The organism is Lewinella sp. IMCC34191, assembly GCF_003390935.1.
Classification (GTDB): Bacteria; Bacteroidota; Bacteroidia; order Chitinophagales; family Saprospiraceae; genus Neolewinella.
In genome coordinates this window covers 282,179-304,835 of record NZ_QNQZ01000002.1, presented here as the reverse complement: position 1 = coordinate 304,835, position 22,657 = coordinate 282,179, and the positions used below count along the sequence as shown (strand labels likewise).

Below are 22,657 nucleotides of genomic sequence, written 5' to 3'. Positions count from 1 at the left end.
TCTACCGACGGGGGGCTTCTTTTTTGTATGAGGACCTGGCCGGGGTCCGGATCGAAGCAAGTCCACCGCGCTTCCTTTTTCTCTTTATACCTGCGCTCCGCCGCCCCGATCATGTTTATGCCATACGAAATCCACGATGTCATCATTGTCAGCGCCGGCTACATCCAGCGCGCGAAAGACATCCTGCCCAAGCAGGGGGCTCGGCGACCGTGGCGTCTGTACCAGAATTACGTGATGGATGCCCTGGTGACCCGCTTCGGTAAAGTTGACGACGGGGTGCTGGCGTTCGGGCGGACCGGCCGGGAAGGGAAAGCTGGGGTGCACACAAACGATTAGCGCGGTCAGAACGTCTGTCGACCCAAACGCTTCCGACACATGATCAGATACCTGATACTGCTTCTACTCCTGTGCCTTGCTTCTTCCTGCCTGCCGAAAGATCCGTCAGCCGGGCCGGTTACTACGGAGATCGAGAAGGGGGCCAGGTGGACGCTGCGGATAGGCAGCGGTGCCGAAGAGGTGTACGCGCAGTTACAGGCATTGGGTGTGGAAAAGGGATTCGACCGGGTGGCGGTGGTCGGGCGGTTGCCCGCGCGGGAACCGGAATCCCTGGGAAGTGAGCTGCATCTGTACGATGCCTTGACCATACAGTCTACTTCGGGCGTCACGGACCGCGCCCTGCTCGAACTCGGGCGCGATACCATCGCGAAGATCTACGGGGGTGGCGCTCTGCCGGATTCCGTGGCCCGCTGGCCGGCGCAGGTACCGGCAGGGGATGCCATCGCCGTGGGCGATTCGATTAGCGGGCTACCGGAAAAATTGGCCGCACTCTTCCAGCTGTCCGATTATGCCGGGTACGAATTGGTGTTACCGGACAAGCCGCTAGCCCGCGCTTACGATCCGGTGATGGCGGACTACGCCGAGTGGGCCTTCGTATTTTTCGAACCGGCTTCCGACGGTCTGCAGGACCGCTACTCCGCACGGCTGCTTTTTGAAGGGGGGGGATTGGACCTTATTCGCGTTACCCACGAGCGGTTTGAGATCGTGTTCTGATTCTGGCATTGTCTTGGTGGGACGTCCGTAAAATGGGCAGACTTTGCCGGCCGGCGTATACGAAAGGGAGGATCCTGCTGCGTTAGTGAGCCAGCAAACGGAACCGCCATGCAATGTCTTTCCAAATCGATTCGCGCGTTTATCGGGGCGAAAGATTTTAGCGAATCCCGTCGCTTCTACCGGGCGATGGGTTTCGATGAGGTCGTTATCGACCCGAAAATGAGCTACTTTAAAGTGAGCCGGATCATTGGCTTTTATCTGCAGGACTATTACGAGAAGAGCTGGGTGGACAACAGCATGCTGCTGCTACAGGTGGAGAACTTCGACGACTGCTACGGCGAGCTGATGGGAAAGGACCTGCCCACGGCTTTTCCCGGCGTTCGCTTTTCCGACGTCAAGCGGCACGACTGGGGACGGGAGCTCGATATGCTCGATCCCTCTGGGGTGCTCTGGCACTTCGCGGAGTTTCGCGGGAACTGAGGGATTGAACTACTGGCTTTTTTGCTACCTTTTGGCATGAAGTCGATCTGCCTTACCCTGACTATTATCCTGCTTTCCCCGTTCCTGACTGCCCAAAATACGCCCACCATCCCGGCCATCGGGATCGTGCAGGATTCGCTGGAAAACGACGCGGTCATCACCGCCGCGGGCTACGGTTTCCTGACCTCGAGCACCCAGCGCTTACTCTCGCCGCGTAATGTCTCCGAGGCCGAATTCGAGGCCCTGCTTCCGGGCATCCGGGCGCTGAACGTACCGCTTTACGCCACCAACCTGTTCATTCCGGGCGAGCTGAAGGTCGTCGGTCCGGACGTGGACGAAGCCGCCGTCATCGGGTACGTGGACACGGTATTGCGGCGAGCGCAGGTAGCGGGCCTTACCCTGATCACCTGGGGGAGTTGCGGATCCCGTTCATTGCCCGACGGGTTCAGCCGCGTGGAGGCTACCGCACAGTTTATCTACATGGGCAAGCGCGTAGCGGAAGTAGCCGAACGCTACGGCATCCTCCTGGCGCTGGAAAACCTGAATACCACCGAGTGTAACTTCATCACCACCCTGCGGGAGGCGCTGGAGGTGGTCCGCGCCGTCGACCACCCCAACTTCCGCCTCTGCGTGGATATCTACCACATGCTCATGAACCGCGAGCCGGCATCGGATATCCGGGGGGTGGGTCCATACGCCGTGTACAGCGAAATCGCCGAGCGAAAGCGCCGGGCGCCGCCCGGCGTGGCGGGCGATGACTTCACCCCCTACCTGCGGGCGCTGAAGGAGGAAGGCTATACCGGCAATATCCACATCGAGGCCCGGTGGGGTGAGGTGGGGGAGCAGGGTGGTCCGGCTTACGCGGAGATGTTGCGGCAGTTGCGGGCGGTGTATGAGTGACTTGCCCGGTGCCCGTTTACTGGTGCCCGGCGGCGGCCGTCCCGTTTTTTATCGCCAGCGTCCGGTGCGGGAAAGGAATCTGGAGGCCCTCCCGGTCGAAGCGGTGTACGACCGCCCCGTCCGCGGCAACAGCTTTCTGGCTAGGGTGCTGGAACTATGGTCAATGGAGCGGCTATAAAAGTAGGCTAAGGGACTTCAAGGTGGTTGCCCTGTTCGTGCCATTTCCGGTTGCACGAAAACTCAGCGGGCGGATGATTTTTGCCTAGACCGGAGCGTGCGTCACGAAGCTGATAATCAGGCGGAATGCGGCCCGATAATGCCCTGATTTCCCCGCGTGTGAAGTTTCATGACCGAAATTAGACAATCGGGAAGAAACCAATTAAGCGGGTAGAAAGCCGTTCCCAGGTTCAAAATTTAATTTGGCCCATTAATTATTTACTTTATAAAGCTAAGAATTTTGAGGGATGAAGCCCATATAAAGCGGATTATAAGGCATTTGGAGCCATACGAAAAATGGCGTTTTGTTGAATTGTAACACGACAATTGCGTAGATTTGCCCGCTTACTAGCAACCTAATCAACTAAACTAATTAATTCATGAGACGATTTCTACTTGCGTTAGGGCTAACGCTCTTCGTTATGGGTATCGCTGTGGCCCAACGGACCGTCAGCGGGACCGTGACTGACGGAGAGGGCGAGAGCCTGATCGGGGTCAGCATCCTGGTCGAAGGCAGCAACACCGGTACCGTGACGGACATCGACGGTAACTACAGTCTTTCCGTTCCCGACGAGTACAACACGCTTTTATTCAGCTACACCGGCTTTGGCGCCCGGCAGGTCGATATTGACGGGCAAACCGTGGTGGACGTCACCATGGAACCCTCGTCGGAGTTGTTGGATGAAGTCATTGTAACGGCTTACGGGATCACGACTAAGGAGGCCTTTTCGGGTTCGGCGGACGTGGTGGGCGCGGCCGAACTGGAAACGCGTAACGTGACCAGCCCGATCGCCGCCATCGAAGGTAACGCGACCGGTGTGCAGTTTACCTCACCATCCGGACAGCCCGGCTCCTCGCCGAACATCATCATCCGGGGTGTCGGTACGCTGAACGGCGATACCGATCCGCTTTACATTGTCGACGGTATCCAGTTCGAAGGGGATCTGAGCAGCATCAGTCAGCAGGACATCGAGTCGCTGACGATTCTGAAGGACGCTTCCTCTACCTCCCTCTACGGATCGCGCGCCGCTAACGGCGTCGTGCTCATCACCACGAAGCGAGGTTCGGCCGCCGGCACCAACGTCTCGGCATCCGTCCAGCACGGGTTCGTTTCGCGGGCCGTTCCCCTCTACGACGAGGTCACACCTGGGCAGTACTACGAATCGATGTGGCAGGCCCTGCTGAATTCCGGTGCCGCGGATGGCGATCCGGAAATTGCCTCCGCCAATATTTTCACCAGCCTGGGGTATAACCCCTTCGACGTACCCAACGACCAGATCGTAGGTACGGACGGCCAGTTGAATCCCAATGCGAACGTTATCTACCAGAGCCTTGACTGGTACGACGTGATGGAGCAGAGCGCCACCCGGACCAACTACAACGTCAACCTGTCTACCGGCGGAGAGGATCACCAGGTGTATTTCTCTACCTCCTACCTCGAGGAAGGGGGCTACGTAAGAACCACCGAGTACGACCGCCTGACCAGCCGCGTGAATGCCGACTTCGACGCCACCAACTGGCTAAGTATGGGCGGTAGTGCCAACGTGACCATCTCGAATTCCCGGGGTCCGAGTTCGGCCGGCGAGGGAAGTATCGTCAACCCCTTCGGATTCGCCAAAAACATCGGCTCGATCTACCCGGTGTACGTGAACGACCGCGAAGGTAACCTGGTGCTGAACCAGGCCGGTAACCCCATCTTCGACAACGGGGAGGGGTACTCCGAGTACGGCATCGGTTCGCGCCCCATTAACCAGGGCCGGCACGCCCTGCAGGAACTGCTCCTCAACAACGAGCAAGACCGCGACAACCTCTACGGCTTCCGCTTCTACGCCGACGTGCAGCTCTTCGAAGGCTTGAGCGTACGCCTGAACTACGGTCGTGACCTACAGGAAGGCCTGGAAAAGGAGTACGAGAACAACATCATCGGCGACGCACAGCCCACGGGACGCTATAGCGAGACACGTTTCAGAAGGCAGGTGGAGAACTTCAACCAGTTGCTTAATTACACGAAGAGTCTGAGCGACGTACATAACTTCGACATTACGCTGGGGCACGAAAGCTTCGACCGCAACTTCACCCAGAACGACGCGCTGGCCATTGACCAGACCGCCGAAGGCATCTATGAGTTTGCCAACTTTGCCACCCCCGTGAGCGTCGGTGGTTACACTTCCGACAAACGAATCGAGGGCTACTTCGCGCGGCTCAATTACAATTTCGACCGTAAGTACTTCCTGAGCCTTTCGGCGCGCCGCGACGGTTCCTCGGTATTCAGCGAGGAGTCTCGCTGGGGTACGTTCTACTCCGCCGGTGCTTCCTGGCAGCTGGGGCAGGAGCCCTTCATCGAGAACATCCCCTGGATCGATCGCCTCAAACTGCGGGCTTCCTACGGTGAAGTCGGAAACGACGATCTGCTGGACTTTTACCTCTCGCAGCCACGCTACAGCCTGACCTCCAACGCTGGTGGCCCCGCCATCTGGTGGTCGGATATCGGTAACGCCGACCTACAATGGGAAACGATCGAAAGCTTCGACGTAGCGCTGGAATTCTCCCTGTTCAACAACTTCCTCGACGGTTCCATCGAATACTACAAGCGGAACTCCTCCGACCTGCTCTACCAGCTGCCTATCGCGCTGAGTAACGGACACAACGCCTTCCCCTCCAACATCGGCGACATGTACAACTCCGGTGTGGAGCTGGGGCTGACTGGCAACCTCATCACCAGCCGGGACTTCCGCTGGAGCATGCGCCTGACCGCCTCGACCTTCACCAACAAGATCACCAGTCTACCCGACCCGGTCATCGACGGTTCGAAGCGCTGGGCGGAAGGCCGTTCGCGCTACGACTACTACATCCTGCATACCGCGGGCGTAGACCCTGAGAACGGTGATCAGTTGTTCTACGTATACGAGTTCGACGAGGATGGAAACAGCGTCCAGCAATTCGAGGAGGACGGAACGCCCGAACTGACCAACGACTGGCAGGCGACGGAGCGGGCCTACACCGGCACCAACTCCATTCCCGACATGCTGGGATCGGTATCTAACAACTTCTTCTACCGGGGCTTCTCCTTCAACTTCCTGTTCACTTACGGAATTGGCGGTGAAGTACTGGACTACGGTTACGCCAACATGATGCACAGTGGTGACTACGGCAGCTCGCTGCACCCCGACATCGTCAATGCCTGGCAACAGCCGGGAGATATCACCGACGTCCCCCGCATGGAAAACGGTAACCCTGACCTCGTACAAACGCAGTCTACCCGTTTCCTGACCGATGCTTCCTTCCTGTCCCTACGCAATGTTAACCTGAGCTACACCTTTGACAGCCGCTTCCTCGACAACATCGGATTGGAGAGCCTGAAGCTGTCGGTTACCGGGGAAAACCTTTACCTGGCGACCAAACGGGACGGACTGAATCCTCAGTATAACCTGTCCGGTACTCCCTCAGGTAACGACTTCAACCCCTCGCGACTGATCACCTTCGGTCTCAATACTAACTTCTAAAACCATATCTCATGGTCCATCATATAAAATACGCGCTGATTGCCGTTGCCTTGCTAACGGTATCCTGCGAAGAAGATTTTTTAAATACTACCCCCACCGATGCGATATCGGCCAGTGACGCCCTGGCTACGGAGGCTAATATGTCCCTCATTATCGCCGGGATGCACCGGTCTCTGTACTCACAATCACAGACCATCCTCCCGGGCGGCTCCGCCGTTGCCAGCACCAACCGGGCCAACGAGCACTGGTGGGTGCCGATGGGCGATAACCTGGGCGGCGGCCTGATCCACAGCGCCAACGCCAATAACTTAGGCTGGCGTGACGGTGCCCAGTGGAACAACCACACCCAGGAAACCAACCTGACGGTAGAGGTTCTATGGTACCACCGCTATAACCTGATCGCGAACGCCAACTCCATCATCAATCGCGTCGAGGAAGGCGATCTGCCCATGACGCCGGAGCTGCGCGAGATCGTCGGGCAGGCTTACACCTACCGCGGCTACGCTTACATGTCGCTGGTGCAGCACTTCGCCAAGGGCTACCTGATCGGTAATCCTTCTTCCGACCCCGGGGTGCCGCTGCTCTACGCCACCGAAGCCCCCTTCACCAGCGCGCCCCGCTCGACGGTGCAGGAGGTGTACGATCAGATTGCTTCGGACTTTGCAGCGGCCATTACCAACTTCGAGGAGGCTTCCTCACGGGCTACAAAAGTTGACCTGAATATCAACGTGGCCTATGGCCTACAGGCCCGGATGGCCCTGGCTACCGGCAACTGGGAATTGGCTGCCGAATCGGCCGTGCAGGCCCGCGATGGATATAGTATTATGGGCGAATCCGACTGGAAGGCCGGATTTAACAGCATCAGTCTACCCGAGGTGATCTGGGGCAGCAACGTGATCACTACGGAAACCACCTTCTTCCGTTCTTACTTCTACCTCGCCTCGAATACGTTCAACGGCAGCCAGAACCGGAACAATCCGAAGATCGCCGACCGCCGCCTGATCGACGCCATTCCGGATACTGACTACCGTAAGGACATGTTCCTGATCGACGCGCCCAATTCCAACCTGTCCGCCGCAAATGGTGAAGGCGGCTGGGAGAACTACGACGGCGACGAGTACGAAACGGAGGAGGAGTGGCAGGCCGCCATTGACAGCCTGACCGCTGTATGGGGGTGGACCTCCGCGCACAACACGCACCCGTATATGCACGTCAAGCTGCGTCAGCAGCAGCCGGGAACGATCGAGCCCGACGACATCATTTACATGCGCGCGTCGGAGATGTACCTGATCGAAGCCGAAGCAGAGGCTATGTTGGGAAACATCGAAGCGGCTCAGGAAGCACTCCGTCCCCTCGGCGAGGAACGCGACAGCGCCTACGACGTGACCCAGTACGACGACCAGGAGAGCCTGATGGAGCACATCAAGTTCCAGCGTGGTGTCGAGCTGTGGGGCGAAGGCTTCCTCTTCCAGGATAAGATCCGTTGGGATGAAGGCATCGATCACTCCGCCAACGGCGGATCGGGTGCTTCCCAAACGCTCTACCAGGATGCCTATATCGTTGCTAAGCCCTCCGAGAACCCGGACTGGGTCTTTAAGATCCCGCAGCGGGAACTGGATGCGAATCCGAACCTGACCCCTGCTGATCAGAATCCGTAGCGGATCTTGCTGCCATCTATGAAGGTCACTTCGACCTTGAATAGATGTTATCGGGAATCCCGAATGCTGGCTCGGCCAGTGTTCGGGATTTTTTTGTGTCGGGGTTGCAAACTCAAACAGCCAGCGGCAACAACGGTCAAACTACGAAACGTTTCGTATATTTGATTTACACCTGCGCAATCATTCATGGGCACCCTGCACCGCTTACACCAACTTACCGGCTGGATCGTCTTCGCCATCACCGCTATCGTCCTGCTCCTCAGCGTGGAGCGCACGGGTAGCCTCTGGGACGTGGGCGAGTTCATCCTCGGTGCCTACAAACTCGAAGTCGTTCACCCCCCGGGGGCGCCCCTCTTCCTGCTTATCGGCCGGCTCTTCGCCTCCGTGGGCAACCTGCTCAGCGACGACCCGGCCCTGATCGCCGCCTTCGTCAACGGCATGTCGGCCATCTGTACGGCCTTTGGCGCCACCTTCATCGCCTGGTCTACTATCCGCCTGAGCCTGCTCTCGCTCACCGGTCGCGACGAGCGCGCCGAAGTGGGCGGCGGACAGGTCATCGCCGTGGCCGGTGGCGGACTGGTCGCCGGACTCGCCGCGGCCTTCACCACCTCCGTTTGGTTTTCGGCCGTGGAGGGGGAGGTTTACGCCATGTCCTTCTTCTTCACCTGTATGACGGTGTGGGCGGCCATCCGCTACTACACCACCCCCCGGGAGCTGGACTACGTCGCCTACCGCTGGCTCATCTTCAGCATCTTCTGTATCGGGCTTTCGAGCGGGGTCCACCTGCTCAGCATCCTGGTGCTGCCCTTCATCACCCTGCTGTTCTACCTGCGCGAGCGGGGGCGGCTTTATAAAAACGCGAAGCTGCCCCAGTGGGCCCAGTTCATCGCCGCCGGCCTGACCGGCGTGCTCATGATTGGCATCATTCAGACGCTGGTCATCATCGGCGTACCGACCGTGTGGCAGTGGTTCGAGATCGGCCTGGTCAACAGCGGCCTGCCGGTGCACATCGGCCTGCTGCCCACCCTGATCGCCTACGGCGGCCTGCTCTACCTGGCCTTCCGCTACGCCCATAAACACCAGGACCAGGGCGTGCAGCTCGCCGCCATGGGCATCGCCACCATCCTGATCGCCTACAGCGTCATCGCCGTGGTGGTCATCCGGGCCGAAGCCAAGACGCCGGTCAACATGAACAACCCGGACAACGTCACCAGCCTGCTGCCCTACCTCAACCGCGAGCAGTACGGCGAACGCAGCCTGCTGTACGGCCCCAACTTCGACGCCGACATGATCGCCACCGACCTGGACGACCGCTACGGCCTGGTGAACGGCGAGTATGTCTATACCAACTATAAGATCACGCCGGAGTACGAGCCCGGCAAGCAGATGTTCTTCCCCCGCATGGCCGACGGCAGCCAGGGGCGGCCCGATCTGTACAAGCGCTGGATGGGCCTGGACCCCAGCCAGCCGCTGCCCTACGGGCGGCCCAACGCCATCGACAACCTGAAGTTCCTGTTCAATTACCAGATTGGCTGGATGTACTGGCGCTACTTCATGTGGAACTTCTCCGGCCGCCAGAACGGCGAGCAGGGCTACTTCAGCTGGGACGAAAGCCGAGGCAACTGGATCACGGGCATCCAATTCCTCGACGAAATGCGGCTCGGCAATCTGGACGAACTACCCGAGGAGTTTAAGAACGATCCGGCGCGCAACACCTACTTCCTCCTGCCCTTCATCTTCGGTCTGCTGGGACTGCTGTGGCACTCCACCAAGCAGGGAGAGGAGTTCCTGACCCTGCTGGCGCTGTTCGTGATCACGGGCCTGGGCATCATCATCTACACCAACCAGCCACCGAACGAGCCGCGGGAGCGGGACTACGTTCTCGTGGGCTCCTTCTTCACCTTCTGTATGTGGATGGGCATGGCCGTGCCGGCCATCTATGAGTTCCTCAAGGTACGTGGAGCGGGCGTAGCCATCGGTTGCTCGGCCCTGGTGCTGGTGGCCCCGATCCTGATGGTCACCCAGAACTGGGACGACCACGACCGCTCGGAGCACACCGCGGCGCGGGACTACGCCCATAACTTCCTGGAGTCGGTGGACGAGAACGCCATCATCTTCACCTACGGCGACAACGACACCTACCCCCTGTGGTACGCCCAGGAGGTGGAGGGCATCCGGACCGACGTGCGCGTGGTGCATTTAAGTCTCATTCACACGGACTGGTTCATCGATCTGCTGCGGTATAAGATGAATGACAGTTCGGCGCTGGAACTAAGACTGACCGCGGAGCAGATGCGGGGCCGCCGACGGAACGACGTCCCCTATTACGACCCCCGGGGTAGTGGACTGCCGTGCCAGGAGGGGCCCTCCGTCACCCTGGACCGTTTCATGGGCGAGGTCGCTACCGATAAGAACCTGACGTCTTCGAGCGGCCGCATCTTTGAAACGGCCTACAGTACCTGCAACGTGAGCATCCGGGTCGACCCGGGACGGCTCGCGGAGGCTCCCTGGCTTAGCCCGGCCGGGGTGCCGGTGGCGGCCGAAATCCCAATTCGGGTGCCGGAGGGCATTATGCGCAAGGGCGATGTCGCTATCCTGGACATCATTGATTCCAACTTCTACCGGCGACCGATCTACTTCGCCGCCACCGTACCTCCGGACCAGTTCTACGGATTGGACGATTACCTCCAACTCGAGGGACTGGCGCTGCGGCTGACGGCCGCCCGCACCCCGTCGCAAACGATAACCTACGGCGCGGTGGGAGCGGGCAGTGTCGACGTCGATCGGTGCTACGATCTGGTCATGGACGAGTGGGACTGGGGCAACTTCGACCGGGTGGACACCTTCGTCAATTCTAAATACGCACCGGCCATAGAGTCCATGCAGCTGGTCATGCTGCGCACTATGCACACCCTGCTGGAAGGCGGCGATACGGAACGTGCGCTAGATATTGGCGATCGCTTTTTCGAGGCCTTTCCCAATATGAATTTTCCGTTCCGATACAATGCAGCGATGGTGCTGGTACCTTACTTCGAATCGGGGCAGACGGAGCGGGTGCGTTCGGTGATCCGGCAACTCGCGAAGAGTACCGCCGAGCGCCTGAATTACTACGAAAGCCTGGACTCGGAGATCGTCGAGCGTAGTTTCGATTATAACAATGGTCTGCGGCAGGGATACGCTATCGCGCAACTGCTGCTGGCCCGGGTGGGGGAACAGGGGGATGCGGACCTGCTGCGGGAGGTGGAAACGAATTTGGGAAGATTCGTAAAGTAGGAGATTGACCATCTCGGTTTCCGGATAGCAGCTACAACAAAAACAATCCCGGTCCCTGACATCGTCGGGGACCGGGATTCGTTTACCGAGCCCATAGATGGATCGCTGGAGACTGTAAACCTACTGCAACGCAGCATACAGCTCCTCGGCCACCTTCTCGGAACTGGCCGGGTTCTGCCCGGTAATCAACAGGCCGTCGGTCAGGACGTGGACATTCCAGTCATCGGCCTTGGAGTAAATACCACCGTTCTTCTTCAGCATATCCTCGACGAGGAAGGGCACGACGTCCGTCAGGCCCACGGCTTCCTCTTCGCTATTGGTGAAGCCGGTTACCTGCTTGCCTTTGACGAGCGGCTCGCCGGACGGGTCTTTCACGTTCTTCAGGGCGGCCGGTGCGTGACAAACGAAGGCTACGGGCTTATCCTGAGCGTAGAAGTTTTCGATCAAGGCAACGGAGGTTTTATCCTCCGAGAGATCCCACAGGGGGCCGTGACCGCCGGGGTAGAAGACGGCATCGAAATCGGAAGCGGAGACGTCGCTAAGCTTCTTCGTGGTGGCAATCACCCGTTGGGCTTGTTCGTCCTGCTTAAAGCGCTTGGTATCCTCGGTCTGGGCGTCTTTGGTGTCGCTGCTGGGGTCGATGGGAGCCTTTCCGCCGGCGGGGGTAGCTACGGTGATATCAGCCCCCTTGTCGAGCAGGGTGTAGTAGGGAGCGGCAAACTCCTCGATCCAGAATCCGGTCTTCTTGCCGGTGTCGCCCAGCTTGTCGTGGGAGGTGAGTACGAATAGAATTTTCATGGTATATATTTTACTTAATTGGTTCAGGGATAAATGAGGATACCGCGGCGGCGATCAGTACGCCATCTTCACGATCTCCTCGGCGTCGGCGGGGGTGAGCTTCCGGTGCTCGCCGAGGCCTTTCCAGCCCCGTTCGTTGAAGCGGCGGGCGACCTCCTCGCCGGTACCCTCGTAGTCGGCGGTGTATTCCGATAATTTGGTGTCGATGCCGAGCTGGTGAAAAAAGTCTTCCGTACGGGCGATGGCGGCGCGGGCTTTTTCTTCCGTCGTGCCGTCGGTGATGTTCCAGACGCGCTCGCCGTACTGGGCCAGCTTCTCGCGCTTGGCTTCGAAATTATAGGTATAATGACTCGGCGCGACGATGGCCAGGGTACGGGCGTGGTCGATGCCGTAGAGCGCGGTGAGCTCGTGGCCCATGGCGTGGACGGCCCAGTCGGTGGGTACACCCTTCGAGATGAGTCCGTTAAGCGCCATCGTGCAACTCCACATGAAATTCGATGCGGCGGCGTAGTCGGTGGGGTCTTCCAGCACCTTCGGGGCTACCTCGATGAGGGTCTGGAGGATACTCTCCGCGAAGCGGTCCTGTAGCAGCGCGCCGGTGGGGTAGGTCATGTACTGCTCGAGTACGTGCGTGAAGGCGTCCGTGATGCCGTTAGCCAGTTGGCGCTGCGGAACGGAGTGGATCACCGTGGGGTCGAGAATGGAGAAAACGGGAAACAGCCCCGGCCCGCCCATCGCGAGTTTCTCTTTGGTCTCGGCGCGGGTGATGACGGAACCCGAGTTCATTTCCGAGCCCGTGGCCGGCAGGGTCAGGACGGTAGCGAAGGGCATGCCCTCCTTGATGGAAATATTATCGGTGAGGATGGTCCAGGGATCGTCGCCCTCGTAGCGGGCCGCGGCGGACAGAAACTTCGCGCCGTCGATCACCGATCCGCCACCGACGGCGAGGATGTAGGTGATGTCCTTATCCCGGATGACGCCGAGGGCCTCCATGAGTTTGGCGTATTCCGGGTTGGCGGGTATGCCCCCGAATTCGACGACATTCCGGTCGCCCAGGGCGGCGGTCACCTGCTCGTAAATCCCGTTGCGCTTGATGCTGCCGCCGCCGTAGAGGAGTAGGATGTTGGTATCCCGGGGGAGTTCCTTGTCGAGACTGGCGATCTGTCCTTTGCCGAACAGGATCTTGGTGGGGTTCTGATATTGAAAGTTATTCATGTGCTTATTTTTTTACGTTGACGACCATCTTGCCGGTGTTTTTGCCGTCGAAGAGGTCGAGAAAGGCCTGGGGAATGTTGTCGAATCCTTCCCGGACGGTTTCCTTATGGGTGATTTTGCTCTCCTGCAGCCACTGCGCGAGTTGCCGGACGCCGTCGGGGAATTTGTCGGCGTAGTTCGATACGATAAAGCCCTGCATCAGGGCGCTGTTCTTCACCAGGAAGGGACGTACGCTGACACTTCTGGGCAGTTCCTTGCTGTTGTAGACCGCGATGGCCCCGCAATTGATCGTGCGGGAAAATTTGTTGATGTGAAACAGTACGGCGTCGGAGATTTCGCCGCCGACATTGTCGAAGTACACGTCAACCCCGTCGGGGCAGGCGGCTCCGATGGCTTTAGCCATGTTTTCCGTCGTGTTGTAGTTGATGCCGGCATCGAAACCGAATTCGGAAGTCAGCATATCAACCTTCTCGTCGGTACCGGCGATGCCGACGACCCGCAGGCCGAGGATCTTGCCGATCTGACCGACTACGCTCCCGACGGCACCGGCGGCGCCGGACACGACCAGGGTTTCACCGGACTTGGGTTTGCCGATTTCCGTGAGTCCGAGGTAGGCGGTGAGGCCGGTCATACCCAGCACACCCAGGTAGGCGGAAAGCGGCGCCTTGTCGGGGTCGACTTTCTGCAGGCCCTTGGCGCCGGCCACCTGCTGCTCCTTCCATTCCAGGGAGCCGGAGACATAATCGCCTTTCTTGAAGCGGTCGCTCTTCGATTCCATCACCTCGGCAATGATGCCGGAGGATATGGGCTTACCGACCTCGAAGGGGGCGACGTAGGAGGGGGCATTACTCATTCGGCCCCGTAGGTAGGGATCGACGGAAACGTAGACGCTACGCAGGAGCACCTCTTCTTCGCCGGGAGTGCCGACTTCCGAGGTGGTCATGTCAAAATCGGCCAGCGTTGGCTTCCCCGACGGGCGGCTTTTCAGCAGGATGGTTTGGTTGGAAGGCATAATGTTAATGTTTATAGTTTGATGCTATCCCAGGCCATCCGGTAGACTTCGTCGATCCGGGGCTGGGTGATGTCGTAGAGGTCGCGCTGCTGCATGTGGAGTAGGAAGGCGATCGGGTATATGCTGAAGGCGTAGAGCTGGTAGGGCGAGACGGGGCGGATTATCCCCTGGGCCTGTCCGCGCTGCCAAAGGTCGAGCAGCGGCCGGAGGTGACGCAGGCCTTCCTGCCGACTGGCCTCGTCGATCATAGGGGTGTTGTCGCACTGGGAAAGGAAGACGGCCTTGTCCCGCTCCCGCAGTTTAAAGGCGGCGATGTTGTACCAGATCGTGCGGAAATCGTCTTCGACGGAATCGGTGGGAGCGTAGTCCCGGAAGGCCGACGCGCTGAAGGCCTCCTTCACTTCCAGGTACACCTTGTTGACCAGGTCCTGCTTGCCGTCGAAGTAGCGGTAGATGGTGCCCGCCGCTACGCCCGCCCGCTTGGCGATCAGGGACATCGGGGCGGCGTGGAAGCCGTTGTTGTTGACCAGATCGATGACGGCCGCTATGAGCGCGCTTCGTTTGGCTTGTCCTTTTTCCGTGGTGGGCATAGTAGGATAGGTGTACTATGTAAATGAACGTTCATTCATTTTGTTCAAAGCTTACTTTGCCTCGCTTGTTGGAACGGTGAATAGTTCGTCTGACGGCTGGTCGATTTCGCGAGGAAACCGGTCCGGAGTTGCTTTCACCTGCGCTCCGCCGCCCAAGTTTAGTTATGCTACCGCCCCTCCCTTTCCGTCGCTCCCCGACGATTTCTTCGGATCAGCGCGTACAGCATCCAGAAGGATAGCGTGAGTAGTACGATCCGGGGGAGAAAGGAGAGGATGCTACTATTGTAATACAGGTAGCCCAGAACCATGATCGAAGCGGTGTACGAGAGGACGACTCCCTTGGTGTTTGCGGGGCGGATAGAGAAGACTCTCGCCAAGACGAACATCAGTAATACACCAATCAGGGTGCCAAACGCGGAATACATGGCCAAATAAAGCAATCCGGGGGTAGAGCCTATCCAATACATAGGCTTCATGCCGGTGGACAGGTAGCTTGCTGCTTCTTCGATCGCCTGCCCGGAGAATAGAAGGAGAAAGTAGATGAATGCGACCCGTGCCCTACGGGCTGCGTGGGTGGTGAATCGAAGCGGGCTAGTCTTTGTATTCGAACTAACTGCCATGCTTTGGCTTTTGGGTACGGCGCAGCTTATTTGTCCAGCGAATGGATACCCAAAACAGGAGCGTGAGGGCCGCACATATGGCCGCCAGTATTTTTGAATCAGCATTTGCCGAAAAAAACACCAACAGAAAAAGGGACGTGGTATACACCATTACCATCCCCTTATTATTGTTCCGCTTCACCCGGAATACAGCCGAGAGGAAAACCATTAAAAAGGCCCCAATACATGTTCCGAGTAGGCAGTATAGAACCATTCGCATCCTGCCGGCAGCGCTATCTATCATCAGCGGAGGATGAACTTCCGTTGAAAAGTAGTTGGTGACCTCCAGGCACGTTAAGCCTAATACTAATAGTACGAAGTAGAGCAATCCTACTAGGAGCCAGTACCCCGTGATGCTAATTACTTTATGTGCATACCTCATGCTGATGCGATCGGAGTAGGCGATTTGGCTAATGCATTACCCTTGCTTAGTCCGTAACGTGCTGACTGCTTTCATATTACTCAGTTGCCGACGTTTGGCTTTCCCGATGTATTTAGGTTATTCATCCAATTAATCAATACCCAAAATAGGAGGGACAGCGCCGCGGAGATAACCGAAAGGATATAAGGGTCAGCCATTACCGATAAAAAGACCAGCATAAATAGGGAGGCAGTATACGCCATTACTAAACCCTTATTGTCGTATCTCTTTACCCGAAATATAGCGGAAATGAGCATCATCAACGGAAATCCGATGAATGTTCCAATTGCAGCAAATAAAAGCATCAGGTTTCTTCCGCTGGGGCTGTCTATTAAAATCGAAGATTGATCTTCGGCAAATAGCATTGTAAAGAGGTCTAAAAGTACAAAGCCAAGGATAGATTGAAAAAGGTATATTGCCCAAATAATAGTCCAGTGAAAGATCGTGCTACGCATTTTAGGTGTATTCATCCATTAAAAGGAGCCAAAGCTTACGGAAGCAATTGACTTCGGCAAGCTAATCCGACCCGGTCGACACTTTTAGCGCTCGCCCTGTAGGAAACAGTTTGGCGGCGGCGTCACGTACAATTTACGAACTTTTATGGCGCCAGATTTTACCGCAACCCACCACCCGCTCTACCTTTTCCCCCACCCAACGTAAGTTTGCCCGTCTCACACCGTTGTACCTAGTCCCGTCACTCGCCTGTCGATCGTATGAAACGCTTTTTACTACCGTTCTGCCTGTTGTTCTTTGGCTTACGTCTTGCCGCTCAGGACGCTACCGCCACCGACCACGTCCTGTGGTACGACGAGCCGGCCGGCTACTTCGAGGAGAGCCTCGTGCTCGGGAACGGCCGCGTAGGCGCCACCGTCTTCGGTGGGGTGGAAACGGACACCATCTTCCTGAATGACCTCACCCTGTGGTCCGGCGAACCGGTGGATACCTCTATCGACCGCGATGCCCACGAGGTACTGCCCGCCATCCGGGAGGCGCTGGCCCGCGACGACTACGAGGCCGCCGATTCGCTGAACGTCAACCTCCAGGGACCCTATTCCGAATCCTACGCGCCGCTGGGTACGATGCACCTCCACTTTGACGGGCAAGCCAAACCCACGAAGTACTACCGCGAGCTCGATATCGCCAACGCCGTCGCCCGCGTACGCTACCGGGCGGGGGGCACCACCTTCGAACGGGAGTACTTCGTCAGCCATCCCGATCAGGTGGTGGTCATCCGCCTGACGGCCGACCGGCCCGGTGCCCTCAACACCACGCTGGACTTTAAAAGCCTGTTGCGCTACGATTTCGCCCGCGGCAACCGGCAGCTGGACGTCCACGGCTATGCCCCCTACAGTGCGGAACCCAGCTACCACGACGTGCCCGACCCCGTCCGCTTCGACCCGGAGCGCGGGACCCGCTTTTCTTCCCTGTTCCGGGTGAGCAAGACCGACGGGCAGGTCAGTGTCAGCGACAGTACGCTCAGCATCCGCAACGCCAGCGAGGCGGTGCTGCTGGTGTCCATTGCCACCAGCTTTAATGGTTTCGACAAAGATCCGGCCCGGCAGGGACGAAACAACCGCACCCTCGCCGCTCAGGCGCTGGAAGTAGCGGCCAGCTACTCCTGCGATGCCCTGAAGGAGCGCCACATCGCCGATTACCGTGGCTTCTACGACCGCGTTCAACTCGATCTGGGTAGCACGGACGCCCCCCTGCTGCCTACCGACGCGCGACTCCAGCGCTACGCCACCGGCGCGGAAGACACCCAGCTGGAGGAACTCTACTTTAACTTCGGACGCTACCTGCTTATCTCGAGCAGCCGTACGCCCGAGGTGCCGGCCAACCTGCAGGGACTCTGGAACCCCTACCTCCGCCCCCCGTGGAGCAGCAACTACACCACCAATATCAACGTAGAGGAGAACTACTGGCTGGCGGGTCCGGCCAATCTTTCCGAACTGCACGAACCCCTGCTGGGCTGGATCCGGAACCTGGCCGTCACCGGCGAGGCCAGTGCGCGGAATTATTACAACAGCGGCGGTTGGTCCGTCGCCCATAACTCCGACATCTGGGCCATGAGCAATCCGGTAGGGGAGAAGGACGGCGGCGTCAACTGGGCCAACTGGAACATGGGCGGGGCCTGGCTCGCCACCCACTTGTGGGAGCACTATCTCTTTACGCTGGACACCGCCTTCCTGCACGAGGAAGCCTATCCGCTGCTGAAGGGGGCGACGCAGTTCTGCATGGACTGGGTCGTGCGCGACTACCAGGGGCACTGGATCACCTCCCCGTCCACCTCACCGGAAGCGAAGTACGTGACCAAATCGGGCTACGTCGGCTCCACCCTATACGGCGGCACGGCGGATCTGGCCATGATGAAGGAGCTTTTCGATGATTTCATCGGCGCGTCGCTGACCCTGGGTATTCAGGATTCCTTCCTGCAGGAGGTCTACAACGTCAAGGCGGAACTTCATCCCTACCGGCTAGGGCGAAAGGGAAACATCCGGGAGTGGTTCTACGACTGGAACGACGAAGATCCCCGCCACCGGCATCAGACCCACCTCTTCGGCGTGCATCCCGGGCACCACATCGCGCCGGACCTGACGCCGCAGCTGGCCCGGGCCGCACGGGTGTCCCTGGATCTAAAGGGCAACGAAAGCACGGGCTGGTCGAAGGGCTGGCGCATCAATCTATGGGCCAGGCTCTGGGATGGTGACCGCGCCTACCGACTCTACCGGTCCTTACTGAAGTACGTTCCGGCGAAGGGGGCCGTCCACGGCGGCACCTATCCGAACCTGCTCGACGCCCACCCACCCTTCCAGATCGACGGCAACTTCGGCGGCGCGGCGGGCATCATCGAGATGCTGGTGCAGTCCACCGAGGATCACATCCGCTTCACGCCCGCCCTGCCAAAGGCGTGGTCGCGCGGCAGCCTCACGGGCGTACGCACCCGCGGCGGCTGCGAGGTGACCCTGGAGTGGTCGGAGAACCGGCTGCAGCGGACGACCATCAAGGCACTGAAGGATACCCGGACGACCGTCATCCACGGGCAACGGGAGTTACCCCTGCGGCTGAAGGCGGGGGAGTCGCGGGTGATGAACTGGTAGGCCTACACGATGAAGTTCACCACGCCACCGTCCACGCGCAGGGCAGCTCCGTTGGTGGCCGACGACAGGGGGCTGGCCACGTAAGCCACCATATTCGCCACCTCTTCCGGCTCGGCCCAGCGGTGGATGAGGGAGGTCGGGCGCTTTTCGTCGATGAAGTCGGCCTTCACCTGATCCAGTGACTTGTCCTTTTTTTCCGCCTGTTCCTTCAGGGAGGCTTCGTTGGCGCGGCTCATGGTGGGGCCGGGCAGGACGGAATTGACCGTCACGTTGGTTCCCTTGGTCAGGCGGGCGAGGCCACGGGAAAGGGCGAGCTGGGCGGTCTTGCTGACGCCGTAGTGGATCATCTCGGTGGGGATGTTTTCCCCCGATTCGCTGGAGATAAAGATGATGCGTCCCTCGTTTTTCTTGAGCATACGGGGGAAGTAGTGGCGGGCCAGCCGGACGCCGCTCATCACGTTGACGTCAAAGGTTTGCAGCCACTGCTCGTCGGTGATCTCCGCGAAGGGGACCTCGCCGAAGATGCCGACGTTATTAACCAGGATATCAACGTCGGGAAGCTCCTGGAGCAGGCGATCCACATCTTCCGTTTTGGAAAAATCGGCGGCGATGCCCCGTACCTGTTCGTTGCCGGTTTCATGGCTTAATTGCGTCGCTACCTCGTTGACGTCGGCCTGCTTGCGACCGTTGACGATCACCTCCGCGCCTTCCCGCGCGAGAAGATTGGCGATGGCGTATCCGATGCCGGCCGTAGAGCCGGTGACAAGGGCGGTTTTTCCGCTTAGCTGCAAATCCATGGGTAGTGTTTTCCTTCCAACGATTGCCCGGTAGGGAGGTTGAGCCAGGGGCCGCATTAAGAAATTTTGAATTTATTGGTCAAGCGCTTGTTTTAGAGGAGGTGTGAAGTTTACATTTGTACTATATCGAATTAGTCTAAATAACATTAAGGTGCCCTTTCGTGCCTTTATCCCCGCAAAATGACCTCAGCCGGCCCGTGCGTCCCCCGTTGGTGTTCCAGCGGCCGAATCGATCCCAGACTCGTCCGTACCAACTTAGGCAACGACTTTCCTGTGTCAGTTTGTGACCGGTCCTCCGGTGGTGAAGCTTGCTTTGTCGCTGGGGGACCACTTGATTCCCTTGCATACCATGGCTAAACCAGCATCCTACGGCTTTCGCGACCTCATGAACGACGTGCATCTCTGGCTCGGACTGGCCAGCAGCATCATCCTTTTTCTCGTGTGTCTGAGCGGTACCATTCTCACCTTTGAGCACGAGATTAAGGATGCTACGCGGGAGACGATGACCGTAAACGTGGGGGCTGAAAAGCGCGACGTGGCTGACTTATTTCACCAAGTCGAAAGTCAGGAAGGGACGGTGACCGGCTTTACCCTACCGGCGGCCGACGACGAACCCTACCGTTTCTCCGTGCAGGATCCGACGCAGCGCCGGGGCCGGATCGTGCTTGCCGACCCCTATACCGGCGCCGTGCAAGGCGAAGGGCCTTCCTCCGCCGACGGTTTCCTGCTGCGGATGTTCCGGCTCCACCGCTGGCTGCTACTGGATTCGGCCGTGGGTCGCCCCATCGTGGGTGTGGCCACCATCATTTTCATGCTGCTGGCCGTCTCGGGCATCATTATTTGGTTTCCGAAAAAGCTTCGCTGGAAGTACATCAAACAGGGTTTCAAAATTAAAACCTCCGCCGGCTGGAAACGCATCAACCACGACCTGCACAACACGCTGGGTTTTTACGCCTGCCTCCTCATCGTGGTCATGGGGCTCACCGGACTGTGCTGGTCGTTCGATGGCTACCGGGAGGGGCTATCGGCCGTCATCGGCGCGAAGGTCTTCGACCGTAGCGGACCGGCATTCGAAACGGGCGGCGGGGCGCAGGTAAAAGACATTTCACCGGAAGGCGCGTTGGCTGTAGCCCGATCGACATTTCCCGGCGAGGGGGAGTGGTCCGTCAATCTACCCAGTGAGCGCAACGCCTTCTTTTCCGTTCGTAAGTATGCGGCCGAATCCTGGTCGCCGGTTACCTACGACCAGGTTTTTATCGGCCGCAGCGGGGAGGTGCTGGCCATCAATCGCTTTTCGGATAAGAGCCTAGGCGAGCGAATCGCCTCCCTGATCAAACCCCTGCATACGGGCGAAATCTTCGGCACCTTTTCTAAAGTACTGTACTTCCTGGCCTGCCTGATCGCGACCAGCCTGCCGGTCACCGGTACGATTATCTGGACCAATAAGCTGAACAAGAAGCGGCGGCGGGCAATGAACTAAATGCCTTATCTTACGCTCTTAGTAACGACTTTACGGATATTTCCGTGAAGCACTTTTAGGATTCCATACACTATGAAAACCACGTACCCGCAACTGCTTTTTGGCAGATTGTACTTCCTGATTCTATTCCTGCTCACCACCGGCCTTTCCGCGCAGGATTCGCTCGCCGTTCCCGGTCACCTCGAGGTGGAGCTGGAGCCGGCGGCCTTCATTTTTCGGGGCTACTCGATTAACATTGGCTACCAGACCGGACCCATCCGGATCAGCGTGAAGTCCTTTGCCGCCAATCAGCCCCGGTTGATACTTGGCAATACGATCTTTGCGATCCAGAGTTCCGGCATCGGATTCGAGGCGGATTACCTGTTCCGCCCGCGAAGCACTCCCTTCGTCGGGCTGCTCAGCGATTACCACAGCGATCAGCTTTTCGCCTCGAGCGGCGGCGCCACGGGGGTCCGGCAATCGGTGAGTGCCGGCGTACGGCTAGGCTACCGCTATTTCTTCGCCAAATTGGTGAAACCATACCGGGGCTTTTACCTGTCCGGCTCGGTGGCGGCCTTTACCAAACTGAGCGGGGCGCAATTGGAAATCGACGGCCGGAATATTCCTCCCCGCCCGCTCTACCTCATTCCCGCCGTGAACGTCGGCTACCATTTCTGAGGTATTTGCCAACCAGAAGCGCGGCTGAAACCTTGGTAAGGAAAGAACCATCATGAACGTTTTAATTATCGGCGCCCACGGACAGATCGGCCAAATCGTAACGGATAAAATGAACGCGGCTTCGGACTTTACACCGGTCGCCCTCATTCGTAAATCCGAGCAGCGGGAAATGTTCCGCGATAAGGGGGTAGAGGCCCGGGTAGCCAGCCTGGAGGGCAGCGTATCCGAACTGGCCGCGCAAATGAATAAGATCGACGCCGTCGTATTTACCGCCGGATCCGGAGGCAGTACCGGCCCCGACAAGACCCTGACCATCGACCTCGACGGTGCCGTGAAGGCCATGGAAGCCGCCGAGCAGGCCGGTGTGCGCCGCTTCGTCATCGTCAGCGCGCTCGGCACCGGCGACCGGAGCACCTGGACCAACGAAGACATGAAGCCCTACTACGTCGCCAAGCACTACGCCGACAAGATGCTCCAGCAGTCCGGGCTCGACTACACCATTCTCCGTCCCGGAATGCTGAAAAACGAGGACGGCACCGGCAAGATCAACGTAGCGTCCCCGATGGATACGAAGGAGGTTCCCCGGCCCGACGTCGCGGAGGTCATCCTCGCGGTGCTACGGGATAAAAGCACGGTAGGTCAGGTCATCACCTTCAATCGCGGCGACGTACCCATCACCGAGGCGATCGGGGGGTAGGTCCCTGCAAATGAAAGCAGTCCACTTCGGCAAGCACGCCGTCAGGCTGGCCAGGGAAACGGAGACGGTGTGGTTTGTCCGGATTCGTTGACGAACATTTTACCTGCGCTCCGCCGCCCGCTTCAATGATTAGGATCGGCGTACATTTCAGCA

At 58.6% G+C, this 22,657-nt stretch carries 19 protein-coding genes; 12 read left to right on the top strand and 7 right to left on the bottom strand.

All coding sequences use genetic code 11. The features are described from left to right. The first annotated feature begins 27 nt into the window (after window positions 1–27). The 8 genes from DRW39_RS05795 to DRW39_RS05760 all read left to right on the top strand — a co-directional run bounded on the left by DRW39_RS05795 (window position 28) and on the right by DRW39_RS05760 (window position 11,080). Window positions 28–336 (top strand): hypothetical protein, encoded by a 309-nt coding sequence (locus DRW39_RS05795; protein WP_157975949.1) that lies wholly within the window; start codon window positions 28–30, stop codon window positions 334–336. A 39-nt stretch (window positions 337–375) separates the two neighbouring features. Beyond that, on the top strand, window positions 376–1,050 hold the full coding sequence (locus DRW39_RS05790; protein ID WP_116106068.1) for a hypothetical protein: 675 nt from the start codon (window positions 376–378) through the stop codon (window positions 1,048–1,050). A gap of 108 nt (window positions 1,051–1,158) precedes the next feature. Then, window positions 1,159–1,530 (top strand): glyoxalase, encoded by a 372-nt coding sequence (locus DRW39_RS05785; RefSeq protein ID WP_116106067.1) that lies wholly within the window; start codon window positions 1,159–1,161, stop codon window positions 1,528–1,530. Between the two features lie 36 nt (window positions 1,531–1,566). Further along, a complete protein-coding gene (locus DRW39_RS05780) occupies window positions 1,567–2,430 on the top strand; it encodes a sugar phosphate isomerase/epimerase family protein (protein WP_116106066.1) in 864 nt (287 codons plus the stop codon). Continuing rightward, entirely contained in the window at window positions 2,423–2,608 is a 186-nt protein-coding gene (locus tag DRW39_RS05775) for a hypothetical protein (RefSeq protein WP_116106065.1), read from the top strand. Before DRW39_RS05780 ends, DRW39_RS05775 begins: the two co-directional genes overlap by 8 nt. A gap of 418 nt (window positions 2,609–3,026) precedes the next feature. After that, window positions 3,027–6,149, top strand: coding sequence for a SusC/RagA family TonB-linked outer membrane protein (locus DRW39_RS05770; RefSeq protein ID WP_116106064.1), 3,123 nt, complete (start codon window positions 3,027–3,029; stop codon window positions 6,147–6,149). Window positions 6,150–6,160: 11 nt separating this feature from the next. Continuing rightward, window positions 6,161–7,807 carry a RagB/SusD family nutrient uptake outer membrane protein gene (locus tag DRW39_RS05765; protein WP_116106063.1) on the top strand — a complete coding sequence of 549 codons (1,647 nt, stop codon included), beginning with the start codon at window positions 6,161–6,163 and terminating at the stop codon, window positions 7,805–7,807. A 186-nt stretch (window positions 7,808–7,993) separates the two neighbouring features. Next, window positions 7,994–11,080: a DUF2723 domain-containing protein gene (locus DRW39_RS05760; RefSeq protein WP_116106062.1), complete on the top strand. Its 3,087-nt coding sequence runs from the start codon at window positions 7,994–7,996 to the stop codon at window positions 11,078–11,080. A gap of 120 nt (window positions 11,081–11,200) precedes the next feature. Here DRW39_RS05760 and DRW39_RS05755 read toward each other — a convergent pair whose 3' ends face one another. The 6 genes from DRW39_RS05755 to DRW39_RS05725 all read right to left on the bottom strand — a co-directional run bounded on the left by DRW39_RS05755 (window position 11,201) and on the right by DRW39_RS05725 (window position 16,230). Then, the gene (locus DRW39_RS05755; RefSeq protein WP_116106061.1) at window positions 11,201–11,878 is read right to left on the bottom strand and encodes a type 1 glutamine amidotransferase domain-containing protein; all 678 of its coding nucleotides are present in this window, start codon (window positions 11,876–11,878) and stop codon (window positions 11,201–11,203) included. Window positions 11,879–11,932: 54 nt separating this feature from the next. Further along, window positions 11,933–13,093, bottom strand: coding sequence for an iron-containing alcohol dehydrogenase (locus DRW39_RS05750; RefSeq protein ID WP_116106060.1), 1,161 nt, complete (start codon window positions 13,091–13,093; stop codon window positions 11,933–11,935). Window positions 13,094–13,097: 4 nt separating this feature from the next. After that, on the bottom strand, window positions 13,098–14,105 hold the full coding sequence (locus DRW39_RS05745; RefSeq protein WP_116106059.1) for an NADP-dependent oxidoreductase: 1,008 nt from the start codon (window positions 14,103–14,105) through the stop codon (window positions 13,098–13,100). A gap of 11 nt (window positions 14,106–14,116) precedes the next feature. Continuing rightward, complete coding sequence (locus tag DRW39_RS05740) at window positions 14,117–14,695, bottom strand: TetR/AcrR family transcriptional regulator (RefSeq protein ID WP_116106058.1); 579 nt, start codon at window positions 14,693–14,695, stop codon at window positions 14,117–14,119. Between the two features lie 167 nt (window positions 14,696–14,862). Beyond that, the gene (locus DRW39_RS05735; RefSeq protein ID WP_116106057.1) at window positions 14,863–15,315 is read right to left on the bottom strand and encodes a hypothetical protein; all 453 of its coding nucleotides are present in this window, start codon (window positions 15,313–15,315) and stop codon (window positions 14,863–14,865) included. A 501-nt stretch (window positions 15,316–15,816) separates the two neighbouring features. Next, a complete protein-coding gene (locus tag DRW39_RS05725) occupies window positions 15,817–16,230 on the bottom strand; it encodes a hypothetical protein (RefSeq protein ID WP_116106055.1) in 414 nt (137 codons plus the stop codon). 258 nt (window positions 16,231–16,488) lie between these two features. Between DRW39_RS05725 and DRW39_RS05720 the strand changes: the two genes are divergently transcribed. Then, window positions 16,489–18,873 carry a glycosyl hydrolase family 95 catalytic domain-containing protein gene (locus DRW39_RS05720; protein WP_116106054.1) on the top strand — a complete coding sequence of 795 codons (2,385 nt, stop codon included), beginning with the start codon at window positions 16,489–16,491 and terminating at the stop codon, window positions 18,871–18,873. A gap of 2 nt (window positions 18,874–18,875) precedes the next feature. Here DRW39_RS05720 and DRW39_RS05715 read toward each other — a convergent pair whose 3' ends face one another. Then, the gene (locus DRW39_RS05715; RefSeq protein WP_116106053.1) at window positions 18,876–19,670 is read right to left on the bottom strand and encodes an SDR family NAD(P)-dependent oxidoreductase; all 795 of its coding nucleotides are present in this window, start codon (window positions 19,668–19,670) and stop codon (window positions 18,876–18,878) included. Between the two features lie 349 nt (window positions 19,671–20,019). Here DRW39_RS05715 and DRW39_RS05710 point away from each other — a divergent pair, with 349 nt between their 5' ends. The 3 genes from DRW39_RS05710 to DRW39_RS05700 all read left to right on the top strand — a co-directional run bounded on the left by DRW39_RS05710 (window position 20,020) and on the right by DRW39_RS05700 (window position 22,504). After that, window positions 20,020–21,150 carry a PepSY-associated TM helix domain-containing protein gene (locus DRW39_RS05710; protein WP_116106354.1) on the top strand — a complete coding sequence of 377 codons (1,131 nt, stop codon included), beginning with the start codon at window positions 20,020–20,022 and terminating at the stop codon, window positions 21,148–21,150. Between the two features lie 72 nt (window positions 21,151–21,222). After that, complete coding sequence (locus tag DRW39_RS05705; RefSeq protein ID WP_116106052.1) at window positions 21,223–21,807, top strand: hypothetical protein; 585 nt, start codon at window positions 21,223–21,225, stop codon at window positions 21,805–21,807. 52 nt (window positions 21,808–21,859) lie between these two features. Continuing rightward, on the top strand, window positions 21,860–22,504 hold the full coding sequence (locus DRW39_RS05700; RefSeq protein WP_116106051.1) for an SDR family oxidoreductase: 645 nt from the start codon (window positions 21,860–21,862) through the stop codon (window positions 22,502–22,504). The last annotated feature ends 153 nt before the right edge of the window (window positions 22,505–22,657 follow it).

Coding starts and splice junctions, on each gene's coding strand:
- DRW39_RS05780 (WP_116106066.1), top strand. CDS start 1,567: ATGAAGTCGATCTGCCTTACCCTGACTATTATCCTGCTTTCCCCGTTC.
- DRW39_RS05710 (WP_116106354.1), top strand. CDS start 20,020: ATGGCTAAACCAGCATCCTACGGCTTTCGCGACCTCATGAACGACGTG.
- DRW39_RS05755 (WP_116106061.1), bottom strand. CDS start 11,878: ATGAAAATTCTATTCGTACTCACCTCCCACGACAAGCTGGGCGACACC.
- DRW39_RS05740 (WP_116106058.1), bottom strand. CDS start 14,695: ATGCCCACCACGGAAAAAGGACAAGCCAAACGAAGCGCGCTCATAGCG.
- DRW39_RS05765 (WP_116106063.1), top strand. CDS start 6,161: ATGGTCCATCATATAAAATACGCGCTGATTGCCGTTGCCTTGCTAACG.
- DRW39_RS05700 (WP_116106051.1), top strand. CDS start 21,860: ATGAACGTTTTAATTATCGGCGCCCACGGACAGATCGGCCAAATCGTA.
- DRW39_RS05775 (WP_116106065.1), top strand. CDS start 2,423: ATGAGTGACTTGCCCGGTGCCCGTTTACTGGTGCCCGGCGGCGGCCGT.
- DRW39_RS05760 (WP_116106062.1), top strand. CDS start 7,994: ATGGGCACCCTGCACCGCTTACACCAACTTACCGGCTGGATCGTCTTC.
- DRW39_RS05795 (WP_157975949.1), top strand. CDS start 28: ATGAGGACCTGGCCGGGGTCCGGATCGAAGCAAGTCCACCGCGCTTCC.
- DRW39_RS05790 (WP_116106068.1), top strand. CDS start 376: ATGATCAGATACCTGATACTGCTTCTACTCCTGTGCCTTGCTTCTTCC.
- DRW39_RS05725 (WP_116106055.1), bottom strand. CDS start 16,230: ATGCGTAGCACGATCTTTCACTGGACTATTATTTGGGCAATATACCTT.
- DRW39_RS05745 (WP_116106059.1), bottom strand. CDS start 14,105: ATGCCTTCCAACCAAACCATCCTGCTGAAAAGCCGCCCGTCGGGGAAG.
- DRW39_RS05715 (WP_116106053.1), bottom strand. CDS start 19,670: ATGGATTTGCAGCTAAGCGGAAAAACCGCCCTTGTCACCGGCTCTACG.
- DRW39_RS05770 (WP_116106064.1), top strand. CDS start 3,027: ATGAGACGATTTCTACTTGCGTTAGGGCTAACGCTCTTCGTTATGGGT.
- DRW39_RS05720 (WP_116106054.1), top strand. CDS start 16,489: ATGAAACGCTTTTTACTACCGTTCTGCCTGTTGTTCTTTGGCTTACGT.
- DRW39_RS05705 (WP_116106052.1), top strand. CDS start 21,223: ATGAAAACCACGTACCCGCAACTGCTTTTTGGCAGATTGTACTTCCTG.
- DRW39_RS05750 (WP_116106060.1), bottom strand. CDS start 13,093: ATGAATAACTTTCAATATCAGAACCCCACCAAGATCCTGTTCGGCAAA.
- DRW39_RS05785 (WP_116106067.1), top strand. CDS start 1,159: ATGCAATGTCTTTCCAAATCGATTCGCGCGTTTATCGGGGCGAAAGAT.
- DRW39_RS05735 (WP_116106057.1), bottom strand. CDS start 15,315: ATGGCAGTTAGTTCGAATACAAAGACTAGCCCGCTTCGATTCACCACC.